This window comes from Pseudomonas sp. BO3-4 (assembly GCF_034044115.1).
GTDB lineage: Bacteria > Pseudomonadota > Gammaproteobacteria > Pseudomonadales > Pseudomonadaceae > Aquipseudomonas > Aquipseudomonas alloputida.
Map to the genome: position 1 here is coordinate 5,780,054 of NZ_CP139018.1, position 15,965 is coordinate 5,796,018.

The following is a 15,965-nucleotide window of genomic DNA, read 5'->3' on the forward strand; positions in this document are numbered from 1 at the left end:
TATTCGGCGTAACGAATGCCGATTCTAGCCAATCACGGCCCTGGCCAGGAGAAAATTGCCGGGAAGCCGCTAGCGTCAGCAGCGGTCATCGGATAAGCCACCAGGAAACCCTGAACGTATTCGCAACCATTGGCCTTGAGCCAGGCTGCCTGCGCCGGGGTCTCCACCCCCTCGGCGATCACCGTGATACGGTAGTCGGCGCACAAGCCGATCACGCTGCGAACCAACGCAGCATCTACCGCCGAATCGGGCAGACGTGCCACCAGATGACGGTCGAGCTTGAGGGTGTCGATAGGCAGGTCGCGCAGCATGCGCAACGAACAGTCACCCGCACCAAAGTCATCCAGGGCCACCCTCACACCCAGGTCACGCAAGCGGTGTATCTGTTTGACGGCCGCGTCGATGTTATACATCAGCGACGTTTCCGCCACTTCCACCTCCAACTGCGTCGGGACAAGCTGGTAAAGCTGGATGACCCGTTGCAGTTCTTCGACCAGGCCAGGCATGACGAACTGCGCGCGGCTCAGGCTGATGCCGAGCACAAGGTCCGGCGGAAACCTGTCGTACCAGGCCTGCCGCTGGGCGGCCCCCTGGCGGTAGATCCAGCTGGCCAGGCGGTTGATCAGACGCGCTTCTTCCAGCAACGGGATGAACAGCCCCGGCGGCACATCGCCAACGCTGGGGTGCTGCCAGCGCAGCAAGGCCTCGAAACCACGCAGGCGGCCATCGTGGAAGGCGACCTGTGGCTGGTACACCAAGGTAAAGTCCTGCTGCTCGATGGCCATGCGCACGCTGTCCTCGAGCATCAATCGCGAGCGCGCCCGTCCGTTGAGTTCCTGGTCGTAGAAGCGGTATTGCTGACGCCCCGCTTGCTTGGCTGCGTACATCGCTGCATCGGCCGAACGCAGCAGGCCTTCAACATTGGCGCCGCAGTCCGGGTAGGTGGCAATGCCGATGCTGACCCCAAGGCACACATCGAGCCCGTCTACCTCATGGCTGATGGAAACACGTTCGAGCAACCGTTCGGCAAAACGCCCGGCCTGCTCCGGGTAGGGCAAGCTGTCAAACAGTGCAGTGAACTCATCCCCGCCCATACGCGCCAGCAAGGCCTCACTGCCCAGGCAGTCCTTGAGCTGCTCGGCCACCCAGCGCAACACCCGGTCGCCCGCGTCGTGGCCGAGCGAGTCGTTGATGCGCTTGAAGCCATCCAGGTCCATGTACATCAGCGCCTGCGCCTTGTCCGAGCGCTCGTTGCGCAACAGAGCACCTTCAGCAGCCTGGTAAAAACCACGGCGGTTGAGCAGGCCGGTGAGCGGGTCGGTAATGGCCTGGTATTCCAGCTGCTGGTGCAAGTTACGCACCACCGACATGTCCAGCACGGTCACCACCATGGCCTGTTGGTCGGCCGGCAACGGCGCACAGGACAGCGCCACCGGCACAAGCTCCCCCCCTTGGGTCCGCAGTTGGGCATCATGTACGCGGAAGATCTGCCGCCCCTGGTAGGCCTTGTAGAAGTCCGACTCGCGCCACAGGCTGGTACTGGTCAGTTGCACAACGTCGAGCAATGGGGTGCCCTGCAGTTGTTGCACCGGTGCCGCCAGCAAACGGGAAATGGCCGGATTGGCAAAACTGATGATGCCATGGGCATCAACCACCAGAATGCCTTCGGCGGCATTCTCCAGGATGGACGCATTGAATGCCCTGGCCGCCTCCAGTTCGCGACTGAGCTGCTGCAGCATGCGCCGGTTGCGCTGCTGATCGAGCAGCGCCTGGACCTTGGGCTTGAGTATTTGCGGGTCGAACGGTTTGAACATGTAGTCCACGGCGCCGCTGGCGTAGCCTTTGAGCACGGCCGCGTCGGACTGTTCGTTGGCGGTGAGGAAAATGATCGGGGTCAGTCGGGTACGCTGATTGCCGCGCATCAGCCGGGCGACTTCAAAGCCGTCCATTTCCGGCATCTGTACATCCATCAACACCAGGTCGACTTCGTACTCAAGCAACGCGCTCAAGGCTTCTATCCCAGAGCTTGCCGTCAATACTTGCCAATCCTGCCGGGCTAGCAAGGCCCGCATGCTGATGAGGTTCTCGGGGTAGTCGTCTACCACCAGAAGAACTGAGCTGCCATCCAGTGGCTGCTGCTGTTGAGGGTGAGCGCCATCCATGCTGCTTCTCTGTTATGTGACCGACTTCAAAATACGGTTGGATCCATTAGTACTCTAGACCTGAGGCTGCAACACGCAATGCAATCAGAACGCTATCAATGGTCAAACTGTACGGTAGCCGACTAACGGTCGGTCTGCCGGAATTATGTACAGGTTTCCATCGCCCATAAAAAAACCCGCATCGCTGCGGGTTTTTCAGGGTTACCTGTCGATCAGTTGACCTTGGCGGCCAGCTCACCTTTCAGGTAGCGCTGGTACATACCGTCCAAAGAGATCGGCTTGATCTTCGAAGCATTGCCCGCGGTGCCGAAGGCTTCATAACGTGCGATGCACACGTCGCGCATGGCCTTGATGGTTTCACCGAAGAACTTGCGTGGGTCGAACTCGCTCGGGTTCTGCGCCATCAGACGGCGCATGGCACCGGTAGAGGCCAGACGCAGGTCGGTATCGATGTTGACCTTGCGCACGCCGTGCTTGATGCCCTCAACGATTTCTTCGACCGGTACACCGTAGGTTTCTTTGATGTCGCCGCCGTACTGGTTGATGATCGCCAGCCACTCTTGCGGTACCGAGGACGAACCGTGCATCACCAGGTGGGTGTTGGGGATGCGCTTGTGGATTTCCTTGATGCGATCGATGGCCAGCACGTCACCGGTTGGTGGCTTGGTGAACTTGTAGGCACCGTGGCTGGTACCGATGGCGATCGCCAGGGCGTCGACCTGGGTCTTCTTGACGAAGTCGGCGGCTTCTTCCGGGTCGGTCAGCATCTGGCTGTGATCCAGCACGCCTTCGGCGCCGATCCCGTCTTCTTCACCGGCCATGCCGGTTTCCAGCGAACCCAGGCAGCCCAGCTCGCCTTCAACCGAAACGCCGCAGGCGTGAGCCATGGCAACGGTCTGCTGGGTAACGCGGACGTTGTACTCGTAGTCGGTCGGGGTCTTGCCGTCTTCACCCAGCGAACCGTCCATCATGACCGAGCTGAAGCCCAGCTGGATCGAGCGCTGGCAGACGTCAGGGCTGGTACCGTGGTCCTGGTGCATGCACACCGGGATGTGCGGGAACTCTTCGATGGCAGCCAGGATCAGGTGGCGCAGGAATGGCGCACCCGCGTATTTGCGGGCACCGGCCGAAGCCTGAACGATCACCGGGGAGTCGGTCTTGTCGGCCGCTTCCATGATGGCGCGCATCTGCTCGAGGTTGTTGACGTTGAAAGCTGGTACGCCGTAGCCGAACTCGGCGGCGTGGTCCAGCATCTGGCGCATGCTAATGAGTGCCATTGTGTATCTCTCTCCCGACAAGCGTCGTTTGTTTCGTGCAAGCCTGCCGCAGGGGCGGTTGCTGTTCAAGTAGTGTGGGCCACCCTCGCGGCCCGGCCAGTCACGGTGCCTTGCAGCCCCGCCCAATCAGATCGTTGGTTGCCACCCAGTACACCAGGCCTTCTTCGCCCTTGGTGTGGAAGGCCAGCATGCCATCGCTGTACAGCGCACCCGAGGCACCCGGTTCAGCCTTGAGCCGGTACACCTGGTCGCCGCCGCCAAGGCGCACGTCAACCTGGTCACGTTGCGCATCGGCGAAGCGCCAAAGCACCTCAGCCTGGGTGTCGCAGACCCAACGGGTCCAGTTGTCTGCCGGGGCCGGTTGCGTCGGCTGCAGCAGTGAGCATCCTGCCAGTGTCGCCAGGGCCGTCACGGCCAAAAGCGCTTTCATTCAGTTTCCTCGATTTGGGGCTGCAGTGCAGCCCTTCGCGGGCTTGCCCGCTCCCACAGGTACAGTGCAGTCTCTGTGGGAGCGGACGAGCCCGCGAAGGGCCGCACAGCGGCCCCTTCTTCAAGACCACAAATCAACGTTCAGGTTGCCTGTTACCCGATCAAGGGCAACCCGGCGCCTTGCGCTGGTGGTCTTCGTCGTACTTTTCCAGGCCTTCCGGGCCCACGCGCTTGCCGATGACCGGCACAGTCTCGGCCTGCCAGTCGGACTGATAGCAACCGCCCTTGTGCGACTGCGCCGGGTCGGCATCCGAGGCCGGGCTGCCCGCGCAAGCGCTCAGCAGGCCGGCCAGCATCATCACAGGCAATTGTTTGACCACCAGGCCACTCCCTTTGCCAAGCGCCGACGTCATCAGGCCTTGGCCCGCTCTTCCAGGATTGCCACAGCTGGCAGGACCTTGCCCTCGACGAACTCGAGGAAGGCGCCACCACCGGTAGAAATGTAGGAGATTTCCTTGCTGACGCCATATTTGTCGATGGCGGCCAGGGTGTCACCGCCACCGGCGATGGAGAATGCGGCGCTGTCGGCGATGGCCTTGGCCAGTACCTTGGTGCCGTTGCCGAACTGATCGAATTCGAACACGCCCACCGGGCCGTTCCACAGAATGGTTTTCGACGATTTCAGCAGCTCGGCGAAATTGGCCGCGGTTTGCGGGCCGATGTCCAGAATCATGTCGTCGGCAGCAACGTCGGCGATGGCCTTGACGGTGGCTTCGGCGGTCTCGGCGAACTCCTTGGCAACGACCACGTCGACTGGCAGCGGTACGCTGACCTTGGCAGCGATGGCCTTGGCGGTGTCTACCAGGTCAGGCTCGTACAGCGACTTGCCCACCGGGTGGCCAGCAGCGGCCAGGAAGGTGTTGGCAATACCGCCGCCGACGATCAGCTGGTCGCAAACACTGCTCAGGCTGTTCAGCACGTCCAGTTTGGTGGAAACCTTGGAGCCGGCAACGATGGCCGCCATTGGTTTGGCCGGGGCCTTCAGGGCCTTGCCCAGGGCGTCCAGTTCGGCAGCCAGCAGCGGGCCTGCAGCAGCGACTTTGGCAAACTTGGCTACACCGTGAGTGGAACCCTCGGCGCGGTGGGCGGTGCCGAAGGCGTCCATGACGAACACGTCACACAGGGCAGCGTACTTCTGCGCCAGCTCGTCGGCGTTCTTTTTCTCGCCCTTGTTGAAGCGCACGTTCTCGAACAGCACCAGTTCACCGGCCTGTACCGCGACACCGTCCAGATAGTCGGCAACCAGCGGCACGTCACGGCCCAGGGCCTTGCTCAGGTAATCGGCGACCGGCTTGAGGCTGTTCTCGGCAGAGAATTCGCCTTCGGTCGGGCGGCCCAGGTGCGAGCAGACCATTACCGCTGCGCCCTTCTCCAGGGCCAGCTTGATGGTCGGCAGCGCTGCCAGGATACGCGCATCGCTGGCTACCACACCGTCCTTCACAGGCACGTTGAGGTCTTCGCGGATCAGTACGCGCTTACCTTGCAGGTCGAGGTCGGTCATCTTCAACACGGTCATGAATGCAGTCCTTCAGGGCTGTTTGTTGCGGGTTGGGTGAACGACGTGCAGAAAGTGTTCGGCAACGTCGAGCATACGGTTGGCAAAACCCCATTCGTTGTCGAACCAGGCCAGCAGGTTTACCAGGCGGGGGCCGGAAACACGCGTCTGGCTGGCATCGACGATCGCCGAATGTGGGTCATGGTTGAAATCACAGCTGGCGTGCGGCAGCTCGGTGTAAGCCAGCAAGCCTTTAAGCGGACCTTCCAGCGCAGCCTCGCGCAGCACTCGGTTGACTTCGGCCGCACTGGTGTCGCGGGCAGTCTGCAGGGTGATGTCCAGGCACGAGACGTTGACGGTCGGTACACGTACCGCTTTGGCCTGGATTCGCCCGGCAAGTTCCGGAAGCAGGCGCTCGATGCCACGCGCCAGGCCAGTGGACACGGGAATCACCGACTGGAAGGCCGAACGCGTGCGGCGCAGGTCTTCGTGGTGATAGGCATCGATCACCGGCTGGTCGTTCATCGCCGAGTGGATGGTGGTGATCTGCACATATTCGATGCCGAACGCCTGGTCCAGCACACGCAGCAGCGGCACGCCGCAGTTGGTGGTGCAAGAGGCGTTGGACACCAGGCGCTCGCTGCCGGTAAGGCAGGCCTGGTTGATGCCGTAGACCACCGTGGCGTCAACGTCGGCCTCGCTGGCCATGGGCTGCGAGAACAGCACCCTTGGCGCACCGGCGTCGAGGAAACGCTGGCCATCGGCACGGGTGTTATAGGCACCGGAGCACTCCAGCACCAGGTCGATGCCCAGCGCAGCCCAGTCGATGCCTTCGGGGGTGGCACTGCGCATTACCTTCACGCAATCGCCATTGATGTGCAGACAGTCGCCGTCGACCTTGACCTCGCCGGGAAAACGCCCGTGGGTGGAGTCGAAGCGTGTCAGGTATTCCAGGCTGGCCTGATCGGCCAGATCGTTCAGCGCGACGATCTCGAAACCGGCCTTTGCCCCCCGCTCGAACAGCGCGCGCAGGACACAGCGGCCGATACGGCCATAACCGTTGAGTGCAACTTTGTAGGGACGCGGGTGGGGCATTGGTTGGCTCGCTAACGCATGATGGCTTTGGGGCCGCGTTGCGGCCCATCGCGACGCAAGGCCGCTCCCACAGGGACCGCGCCATCCGGAGGACAGCACCGTTTCTGTGGGAGCGGCCTTGCGTCGCGATGGAGGGCAAAGCCCTCCCCTTGCACGACCTGGAGGGCGTCACTGCCCTCCATTTGTTACATCAGTCTTCCAGCAGCTCTTCGGCAGTACCGAGGATGTTCTCCAGGGTGAAGCCGAACGCTTCGAACAATGCCGAAGCCGGCGCCGACTCACCGTAGGTGGTCATGCCGATGATACGACCTTCCAGGCCGACGTACTTGTACCAGAAGTCAGCGTGGGCAGCTTCGATGGCGATGCGCGCACCGACTTCCAGCGGCAGCACGGACTGCTTGTAGGCAGCGTCCTGGGCATCGAACACGCTGGTGCACGGCATGGAAACCACGCGCACCTTGCGGCCTTGCTCGGTCAGCTTGTCGAAGGCCTGAACAGCCAGGCCCACTTCGGAACCGGTGGCGATCAGAATCAGTTCAGGCTCGCCGGCGCAGTCCTTGAGCACATAGCCACCGCGGCTGATGTCGGCGATCTGCTGGGCATTGCGGTCCTGGTGCTGCAGGTTCTGGCGCGAGAAGATCAGCGCCGATGGGCCGTCCTTGCGCTCCAGGGCGTTTTTCCAGGACACGGCGGACTCCACCGCGTCGGCCGGGCGCCAGGTGTCCAGGTTCGGGGTGCTGCGCAGGCTGGTCAGCTGCTCGATCGGCTGGTGCGTCGGGCCGTCTTCGCCCAGACCGATGGAGTCGTGGGTGTACACGTGGATCACGCGCTGCTTCATCAGGGCCGACATGCGCACGGCGTTGCGGGCGTATTCCATGAACATCAGGAAGGTCGCGCCGTAAGGCACCAGGCCACCGTGCAGGGCAACGCCGTTCATGATGGCGGTCATGCCGAACTCGCGCACGCCGTAGAACACGTAGTTGCCGCTGGCGTCATTGGCTTCGACGCCCTTGCAACCTTTCCACAGGGTCAGGTTGGAGCCGGCCAGGTCAGCCGAACCGCCGAGGAACTCGGGCAGCAGCGGGCCGAAGGCGTTCAGGGCGTTCTGGCTGGCCTTGCGGCTGGCGATGGTTTCGCCTTTGGCAGCCACTTCATTGATGTAGGCCTGGGCCTTTTCGCTGAAGTCGGCCGGCAGCTCGCCGCTGGCACGGCGCTTGAACTCGGCAGCCAGCTCCGGGTAGGCCTTGGCGTAGGCGTCGAAGCGCTGGTTCCACTCGGCTTCAACCTTGGCACCGGCGGCCTTGGCATCCCACTCGGCGTAGATGTCGGCCGGGATTTCGAACGGGCCGTGGTTCCAGTTCAGGGCCTGGCGGGTCAGGGCGATTTCGTCGTTGCCCAGCGGGGCACCGTGGCAGTCTTCCTTGCCCTGCTTGTTCGGCGAACCGAAACCGATGGTGGTCTTGCAGCAGATCAGGGTCGGGCGATCGCTCTTGCGGGCGGTCTCGATGGCCATCTTGATTTCTTCGGCATCGTGGCCGTCGACATTGCGGATCACCTGCCAGTTGTAGGCTTCGAAGCGCGCCGGGGTGTTGTCGGTGAACCAGCCGTGCACTTCGCCGTCGATGGAGATGCCATTGTCATCGTAGAAGGCGATCAGCTTGTTCAGGCCCAGGGTGCCGGCCAGCGAGGCGACTTCATGGGAGATGCCTTCCATCATGCAGCCGTCGCCGAGGAACACGTAGGTGTTGTGGTCGACGATGGTGTGGCCATCACGGTTGAACTGGGCTGCAAGCACTTTTTCTGCCAGGGCGAAGCCCACGGCGTTGGCGATACCCTGGCCGAGCGGGCCGGTGGTGGTCTCGACACCTGGGGTGTAGCCGTACTCCGGGTGGCCCGGGGTGCGGCTGTGCAGCTGGCGGAAGCCTTTGATGTCATCGATGGTGACGTCGTAGCCGGTCAGGTGCAGCAGCGAGTAGATCAGCATCGAACCGTGGCCGTTGGACAGCACGAAGCGGTCACGGTCGGCGAAGCTCGGGTTGCTCGGGTTGTGCTTCAGGTAGTCGCGCCAAAGCACTTCGGCGATATCCGCCATGCCCATGGGGGCACCTGGGTGGCCGCTGTTGGCCTTTTGCACGGCATCCATGCTGAGGGCACGAATGGCGTTGGCACGTTCACGACGGCTGGGCATCGCTGATCTCCTAGGGGGCTTGAATAGGTGGTGTCACGAAAAAGGCGGCCATTTTCGCCCACTGGGGGCGCTTGGGGCAAACATTTAAGCGCCAAGCGCCAGCTTTAAGCCGCAACTGGAGAAGCTGAGCGCGACTCGGGGCGCCCCAAAGCGTGTCACTTGAGGCTTTCGGCTTGCAGCTCATCGCCAATATCAAAACTTTTTGATATTGGCCTTGCTAGGGCATCGATGCCTGTCTAGACTGCCGCCCCATGAACCTCCGTGCGCAATCGATCCCCGAGCAACGCGAAACATTGGCCGCCCTGTGCAAAGCCAGTGGCGATGCGTTGCGCCTGAACGTATTGCGCGCACTGGCCAACGACTCGTTCGGCGTGCTGGAGCTGGCGCAGATCTTCGACATCGGCCAGTCGGGCATGAGCCATCATCTCAAGGTGCTGGCTCAGGCCGACCTCGTGGCAACCCGCCGCGAAGGCAACGCCATCTTCTACCGCCGTGCCCTGCCCGATGGCCTGCGCCTGGGGGGGCGGCTGCACGCGGCGCTACTCGAAGAAGTCGACGACCTGGCCCTGCCGCCCGATGTGCAGGCGCGCATAGCCCATGTACAGCAGCGCCGGGCGGCCACCAGTCAGGACTTCTTCCTGCGCGTGGAAGAGAAGTTCCGTGCCCAGCAGGACCTGATCGCCGGCCTTCCGCAGTACCGCGACAGCCTGCTGGCGCTGCTCGACAAACTGCATTTCGACCCGGCCGCCAGCGCGCTGGAAGTCGGCCCCGGCGACGGTGGCTTCCTGCCCGACCTGGCCCGGCGCTTCGCCCAGGTCACCGCCCTGGACAACAGCCCTACCATGCTTGAGCTTGCGCGCCAGGTGTGCCAGCGCGAAGGGCTCGACAACGTGAACCTGCAGTTGGCCGATGCACTGGGTGCAACGGATGTGGCCGCCGACTGCGTTGTGCTGAACATGGTGCTGCACCATTTCAGCGACCCGGCCCTGGCCTTGCGCCAGCTGGCCAAACGGGTGAAGGCAGGCGGCAGCCTGCTGGTCACCGAACTGTGCAGCCATGACCAGGGGTGGGCGCGCGAAGCCTGCGGCGACCTCTGGCTGGGCTTCGAACAGGATGACCTGGCGCGCTGGGCCAACGCTGCCGGGCTGGCCCATGCGGACAGCCTGTACGTGGGCTTGCGTAACGGTTTCCAGATCCAGGTCCGCCATTTTCAGCGGACGGCTGGCGACATACACCATCGGTAAATTTCAGGAACCTTCGAGATGAGCGAATACTCCCTTTTCACCTCCGAGTCCGTGTCCGAAGGGCATCCGGACAAGATCGCCGACCAGATTTCGGACGCTGTCCTTGATGCCATCATCGCCCAGGACAAATACGCCCGCGTAGCCTGCGAAACCCTGGTCAAGACCGGTGTCGCCATCATCGCCGGCGAAGTCACCACGTCGGCCTGGGTCGACCTGGAAGACCTGGTGCGCAAAGTCATCATCGACATCGGCTACAACAGTTCCGACGTCGGCTTCGACGGCGCCACCTGCGCCGTGATGAACATCATCGGCAAACAGTCGGTAGACATCGCCCAGGGCGTGGACCGCTCCAAGCCGGAAGACCAGGGTGCCGGTGACCAGGGCCTGATGTTCGGCTACGCCAGCAACGAAACCGAAGTCCTGATGCCTGCACCGATCTGCTTCTCGCACCGTCTGGTAGAACGCCAGGCCGAGGCGCGCAAGTCCGGCCTGCTGCCATGGCTGCGCCCGGATGCCAAGTCGCAGGTCACCTGCCGCTACGAGAACGGCAAAGTGGTCGGTATCGACGCCGTGGTGCTGTCGACCCAGCACAACCCGGAGGTTTCGCAGAAAGACCTGCAAGAAGCCGTGATGGAGCTGATCGTCAAGCACACCCTGCCGGCGGAACTGCTGCACAAGGGCACCCAGTACCACATCAACCCGACCGGCAACTTCATCATCGGTGGCCCGGTGGGTGACTGTGGCCTGACCGGCCGCAAGATCATCGTCGACTCCTACGGCGGCATGGCCCGCCACGGTGGTGGTGCGTTCTCCGGCAAGGACCCGTCCAAGGTCGACCGCTCCGCCGCCTACGCCGGCCGCTACGTGGCCAAGAACATCGTCGCCGCCGGCCTGGCCGAGCGTTGCGAGATCCAGGTGTCGTACGCCATCGGCGTGGCCCAGCCGACCTCCATCTCGATCAACACCTTCGGCACCGGCAAGGTCTCCGACGACAAGATCATCCAGCTGGTGCGTGAGTGCTTCGACCTGCGTCCATACGCCATCACCACCATGCTCGACCTGCTGCACCCGATGTATCAGGAAACCGCTGCCTACGGCCACTTCGGCCGCACCCCGCAGCAGAAGACTGTCGGCGACGACACCTTCACCACCTTCACCTGGGAGCGCACCGACCGCGCCCAGTCGCTGCGTGACGCTGCCGGCCTGTAAGCCTCCTACAGCGCCAGACGAAAGCCCCTGCCGAGCGATCGGCAGGGGCTTTTTTGTGCCTGTCACGGCATTTTCATCGCCCGAGAGATCGAGCGCCGCGCTCGTTTCTTGCTCCGCTTCGGGAATGGAGACGAGGACCCGCGAAATATCACCTGACAACTGCACGCACCGCCCGCCCCACTACCTGCCTACGCTAAGCGCTTCCCCGCCATGCAAGGATGCCAGGCCATGCCGTACCTGTTGTTGTTCGCCCTGCTATTTGCGCTGAACACCCCATTGGCCAGGGCTGCCTCATGCCCACACTGGAACCCGCAACAGGCCAAGGCCGAAGTTGCGCAACTGCGCGCCACGCTTGCCCGATGGGACGAGCACTACCATCGTCAGGGCATAGCCCTGGTGGCCGACGAACTGTACGACCAGAGCCGCGAGCGCCTGAACCACCTGCAGCAGTGCTTCTCGGTTGGCACCAGCCCCTCGCCCTTGGCCAGTGCTCGCGGCCCGGTCCCCCACCCCGTGCCGCATACCGGCGTCGACAAGCTGGCAGACCGCCAGGCCGTGGCGCGATGGATGGCCGGCAAGAGCGGCGTGTGGGTTCAGCCCAAGGTCGACGGCGTAGCCGTTTCCCTCACCTACCAACAGGGCCGATTGGTGCAGCTGACCAGCCGGGGGGACGGTGTACACGGCCATGACTGGAGCCGACACATCCCACAGCTCGGCGCTGTCACCCGGCAGTTGCCCGAGGCGGTCGACCTGCACTTGCAAGGTGAGCTGTATCTGCGCCTGGACGACCATGTGCAAGCCAAGGCAGGCAGCGCCAACGCCCGGGGTACCGTGGCAGGGCTGCTCGCACGCAAGCAACTGACCGGCGCACAAGGCAACGCTATCGGCCTGTTCGTGTGGGGCTGGCCGCACGGCCCCGAGCAACAGGCCGAACGCCTCGCCCAGCTGGCACGGCTGGGTTTTCCGGACAGCCAGCTTTACAGCATCGCCATCGACACGCTGGAGGATGCAGCACACTGGCGCGAGCACTGGTATCGCTCTGCTCTGCCCTTCGCCACCGACGGTGTAATCCTGCGCCAGGGCAGCCGACCACCTGCCGAGCGCTGGCAGGCCAAGGCGCCCTACTGGATCGCGGCCTGGAAGTATCCCTATGCACAAGCCTTGGCCGAAGTACGCGACGTGCGCTTTCGGGTTGGCCGCACCGGCAGGGTCACGCCCGTGTTGCACTTGCTGCCGGTAACCCTGGACGACCGACGGATTACCCAGGTAAGCCTGGGTTCGCTGGCGCGCTGGCACACCCTCGACATCCGCCCCGGCGACCAGGTGGCCATCAGCCTGGCCGGGCTGACCATTCCACGCCTGGAGCAAGTGGTGCATCGCACGGTCGAACGCCAGGCGATCATCGCGCCTGCGCCCGACCGCTATCATGCCCACAGCTGCTGGCAAGCCAGCGAGGGCTGTGATGAGCAGTTCATTGCCCGCCTCACCTGGCTTGGCGGTAAACAGGGCCTGGCTTTGCCCCGCACCGGGCCCGGCACATGGCGTCGGCTGGTCGAAGCTGGCTTGGTAACGTCCATGACCGATTGGCTGCAGCTCGATGCCGAGCGCCTGCAGCAGGCCCCCGGCATCAGCAGACTCACCGCGGCACACCTGCTGGGCAGTTTCGACGAAGCCCGCTCACGCCCCTTCGATCAATGGCTGCGCGCCCTTGGCGTGCCCATTGGCAAGCATTTGCCACTGGCTGGCGACTGGCAGGCGCTGGCTTCACGCAGCGCCGGGCAATGGCAAACCGTGCCCGGCATCGGCGCAAAACGCTCGCGCCAACTTGTGGAATTTTTCGCAGCCTCCGAGGTGCAAGCCATTGCCGCACAGTTGGCCGAAGCCGGCATAGAAGGTTTCCGGACCCCACCCCAGCGCATTGAGCAATGATTTTTTACCAAATAGTGCGTAGGAAAAACCCGAGACTCCGGCAGAAAACCTCATCAAGGGTTTCTAAATGGGCAAAACCAAGGCAGGATTTCCCCCAACTTTTGCTGCCCCGCCCCGTTAGGGAGGCTTTTCATGAAACGTATTTCGACTCTTTTCCTGCTCGCAACACTGGGCCTGGCCGCGGGTACTGCTCAGGCTGCCCAGCCGGATGCCGGCCTGACCGGTTGTGCCGCCAAGCGCAGCGCCATCGAAAACCAGCTGAAAATTGCCCGTGACCACGGTAACGGCGACCAGGTTGCAGGGCTGGAGGAAGCCCTGCGCGGTGTGGACAACTGCACCGACGCCAGCCTGCGCAAGGAACGTGAGCAGAAGGTGCTCGATGCGCGTCACGAAGTGGCGCAGCGGGAAAAGGACTTGAAGAAGGCAGAGAAGAAAGGCGACGCCGAGAAGATCAACAAGCGCAAGGACAAGCTGGCCGAGTCACGTAAAGAGCTGCAGGAAGCGGTCGACGATCTCGACCGCTAAGGCATCTGGCCGGCAAGCCTGGTCTTTGTGGGAGCGGCCTTGTGTCGCGATAGGGCCGCGCGACGGCTCCAGCTATGCATGCATTCTTGCTGAAATCCTGGGGCCGCTGAGCGGCCCTATCGCGACACAAGGCCGCTCCCACAGGAATTTGTACAAGCCCCGAAGGTTTGCGCAAGCACAGCCATTCAATGATTACGAAATTCGCTATGACAGGCCTTGCACGCAGCCTCGACCTTGTCCATCGGTGCCTTCAGTTGCGCAGCATCCAGTGGCTGATTGCGGGTGGCATCAACCAGTTCGCCGGTGACGCCTTCAAGCTGCCGAGCCAGGTCATGAAACCGCGCCTGGCGCTCCCACACGTCGGCGCGGGCGGCGCTGTCACCACCATCGCGCGCCTGTGGAAAATGCTGCCACGGCTGATGCGACAGGCTGTCCAGCTTCAGCGCACCGTCGGCAAACTTCACGCCGTCGAACGGCAACCGGCCACGCAGCATGCCCCCCAGGTCTTCGCTTGTCTTGAGCATGTCCTTGAAGATCACCTTGCGTTTACCCAGCGGCGAGTTCGGGTCAACCCGGTCACACCCCGTCAAAGCCCCTACCAGGGCAAGTGCAGCCAGCAGAACAACGGTCAATCGCTTCAACATCACGCTCACTTCGGCCTACGCAAATGGGCGGCCAGTATCGCTGCCACTGGGCCAAACACCAATAGCCACATAAAAGACAGGGGCGAACCTTCATGTTCGCTCATGACAGGAATGCACACATGAAATCTGCCCTGCGCCACCTGGCCTGGACACTGCCGGTGCTGGCTTTGCTGGCCGGCTGCAACGGCGGCGAGAGCGCCAAGCCCGAGCCCCACGCTGTCGCCACCTATGCCCCGGCCACTTGGAAAGACTTGCCGGCGGTCAGCGATGAAGACCTGCTGGCCGGCTTTTATGCATGGCGCAACGGCTGCGAAAAACTCAAGCGCGACCCGGTGTGGGCCGCCACCTGCGAAGCGGCCGGCAGCGCCACAGCCAGCGCCGCCCAAGTGCGAACCTTCCTCGAACAGAACCTGCAGGTGTACGGCCTGCGCTCTGCTGAGAACAATGCCAACGGCCTGATTACCGGCTATTACGAGCCGGTCTACCCTGGCAGCCTGAGCCAATCGACAACCAACCATGTGGCGGTCTACGGCATCCCTGATGACATGATCGTGGTCGACCTGGCCAGCGTGTACCCCGAACTGAAGGGCAAACGCCTGCGCGGCCGTCTGGAGGGTCGGGTGCTCAAGCCCTATGACACGGCCGAGGTCATCAACCGTAACGGCGTCCAGGCACCGGTGCTGGCCTGGCTGACCGACCCGATGGACCTGCAGTTCCTGCAGATCCAGGGTTCTGGCCGGGTGCAACTGGAAGACGGTCGTCAACTGCGCCTGGGCTACGCCGACCAGAACGGCCACCCCTATCGGCCGATCGGCCGCTGGCTGGTGGAGCAGGGTCAGCTGAAAAAAGAAGACGTGAGCATGGGCGCCATTCATGCCTGGGCCCAGGCCAACCCGCAGCGCGTACCAGAGCTGCTGGCCAGCAACCCCAGCTACGTATTCTTCAGCACCCGCCCGGACAGCAACGAAGGCCCGCGCGGCTCGCTGAACGTACCGCTTACCGCCGGCTACAGCGTGGCCATCGACCGCAAGGTGATTCCCCTGGGCAGCTTGTTGTGGCTGTCTACCACACGCCCGGACGGCTCGCCGGTGGTACGACCGGTTGGCGCGCAAGACACCGGCGGGGCGATTACCGGCGAAGTGCGTGCCGACCTGTTCTGGGGCACTGGGCCGGAAGCCGGCGAGCTGGCCGGGAACATGAAGCAGCAAGGGCAGATCTGGATGCTGTGGCCCAAGGGCCAGCCACTGCCTGAGGTGCCCAAGGTACCTTGATCGTTGTGGCCATCTTCGCGGGGGCTGCCCGCGAAGATGGCCAGCCGGTTTCAGATGGAAACCACGAAGAACGACACGATCAGTGCCAAGCCGGCAAGCCACACCAGCGACCGCAAGGCAGCCCAGTCGGCCAGGTAGCAGATGATGTAAAGCAAGCGGCTGGTGATATACATCACCCCCAGTACATCCTGGGTCACCTGCTCGGCATTGCCGACGATATCCGCCACAAGCACCGCCGCAGCAAATGCCGGAAACGCTTCGTAGCCATTCTGCTGCGCAGCATGGGCACGCCGTGGCAGGCCCGACAAGGTATCGAGGAAGGCTCGCGGATCGTGATTGTCCTTGAGGCCGAAGCGGCCGCTGCTCGCCTTGGCGATCAAGGCACAAAGCGGGTTCAACAGCAGGGCAATCAGGATGCACCACAGGGCAACAGTCAT

Annotated in this window: 14 protein-coding genes; 5 read left to right on the plus strand and 9 right to left on the minus strand. The window is 63.1% G+C overall.

Going from position 1 to position 15,965, the window contains the following annotated elements; all coding sequences use genetic code 11:
* Positions 1 to 32: 32 nt before the first annotated feature.
* The 7 genes from REH59_RS26455 to tkt all read right to left on the minus strand — a co-directional run bounded on the left by REH59_RS26455 (position 33) and on the right by tkt (position 8,706).
* On the minus strand, positions 33 to 2,162 hold the full coding sequence (locus REH59_RS26455; protein ID WP_014859621.1) for a putative bifunctional diguanylate cyclase/phosphodiesterase: 2,130 nt from the start codon (positions 2,160 to 2,162) through the stop codon (positions 33 to 35).
* A gap of 212 nt (positions 2,163 to 2,374) precedes the next feature.
* Positions 2,375 to 3,439: a class II fructose-bisphosphate aldolase gene (gene fba / locus REH59_RS26460; RefSeq protein ID WP_003249389.1), complete on the minus strand. Its 1,065-nt coding sequence runs from the start codon at positions 3,437 to 3,439 to the stop codon at positions 2,375 to 2,377.
* Positions 3,440 to 3,539: 100 nt separating this feature from the next.
* Complete coding sequence (locus REH59_RS26465; RefSeq protein ID WP_003249387.1) at positions 3,540 to 3,869, minus strand: MliC family protein; 330 nt, start codon at positions 3,867 to 3,869, stop codon at positions 3,540 to 3,542.
* A 160-nt stretch (positions 3,870 to 4,029) separates the two neighbouring features.
* Complete coding sequence (locus REH59_RS26470) at positions 4,030 to 4,281, minus strand: hypothetical protein (RefSeq protein WP_003249384.1); 252 nt, start codon at positions 4,279 to 4,281, stop codon at positions 4,030 to 4,032.
* The gene (locus REH59_RS26475; RefSeq protein ID WP_003249382.1) at positions 4,281 to 5,444 is read right to left on the minus strand and encodes a phosphoglycerate kinase; all 1,164 of its coding nucleotides are present in this window, start codon (positions 5,442 to 5,444) and stop codon (positions 4,281 to 4,283) included. Before REH59_RS26475 ends, REH59_RS26470 begins: the two co-directional genes overlap by 1 nt.
* A gap of 12 nt (positions 5,445 to 5,456) precedes the next feature.
* A complete protein-coding gene (gene epd / locus REH59_RS26480) occupies positions 5,457 to 6,518 on the minus strand; it encodes an erythrose-4-phosphate dehydrogenase (protein WP_003249381.1) in 1,062 nt (353 codons plus the stop codon).
* A gap of 190 nt (positions 6,519 to 6,708) precedes the next feature.
* Entirely contained in the window at positions 6,709 to 8,706 is a 1,998-nt protein-coding gene (gene tkt / locus REH59_RS26485) for a transketolase (protein WP_003249379.1), read from the minus strand.
* Between the two features lie 251 nt (positions 8,707 to 8,957).
* Here tkt and REH59_RS26490 point away from each other — a divergent pair, with 251 nt between their 5' ends.
* From REH59_RS26490 to REH59_RS26505, 4 genes are all read left to right on the plus strand, one after another.
* Entirely contained in the window at positions 8,958 to 9,950 is a 993-nt protein-coding gene (locus tag REH59_RS26490; RefSeq protein WP_003249377.1) for an ArsR/SmtB family transcription factor, read from the plus strand.
* Between the two features lie 18 nt (positions 9,951 to 9,968).
* Positions 9,969 to 11,159, plus strand: coding sequence for a methionine adenosyltransferase (metK, locus tag REH59_RS26495; protein ID WP_003249375.1), 1,191 nt, complete (start codon positions 9,969 to 9,971; stop codon positions 11,157 to 11,159).
* Between the two features lie 228 nt (positions 11,160 to 11,387).
* Positions 11,388 to 13,088 (plus strand): NAD-dependent DNA ligase LigB, encoded by a 1,701-nt coding sequence (gene ligB, locus REH59_RS26500; protein WP_014859619.1) that lies wholly within the window; start codon positions 11,388 to 11,390, stop codon positions 13,086 to 13,088.
* A 132-nt stretch (positions 13,089 to 13,220) separates the two neighbouring features.
* On the plus strand, positions 13,221 to 13,613 hold the full coding sequence (locus REH59_RS26505) for a DUF1090 domain-containing protein (RefSeq protein WP_014859618.1): 393 nt from the start codon (positions 13,221 to 13,223) through the stop codon (positions 13,611 to 13,613).
* Positions 13,614 to 13,798: 185 nt separating this feature from the next.
* On the opposite strand, the gene REH59_RS26510 is transcribed toward REH59_RS26505, so the two are convergent.
* A complete protein-coding gene (locus REH59_RS26510; protein WP_003249371.1) occupies positions 13,799 to 14,257 on the minus strand; it encodes a c-type cytochrome in 459 nt (152 codons plus the stop codon).
* A gap of 119 nt (positions 14,258 to 14,376) precedes the next feature.
* On the opposite strand from REH59_RS26510, the gene REH59_RS26515 reads away from it, so the two are divergent.
* Positions 14,377 to 15,528, plus strand: coding sequence for a murein transglycosylase A (locus REH59_RS26515; RefSeq protein WP_014859617.1), 1,152 nt, complete (start codon positions 14,377 to 14,379; stop codon positions 15,526 to 15,528).
* A 50-nt stretch (positions 15,529 to 15,578) separates the two neighbouring features.
* Here REH59_RS26515 and REH59_RS26520 read toward each other — a convergent pair whose 3' ends face one another.
* Positions 15,579 to 15,965, minus strand: coding sequence for an MAPEG family protein (locus REH59_RS26520; RefSeq protein ID WP_003249368.1), 387 nt, complete (start codon positions 15,963 to 15,965; stop codon positions 15,579 to 15,581).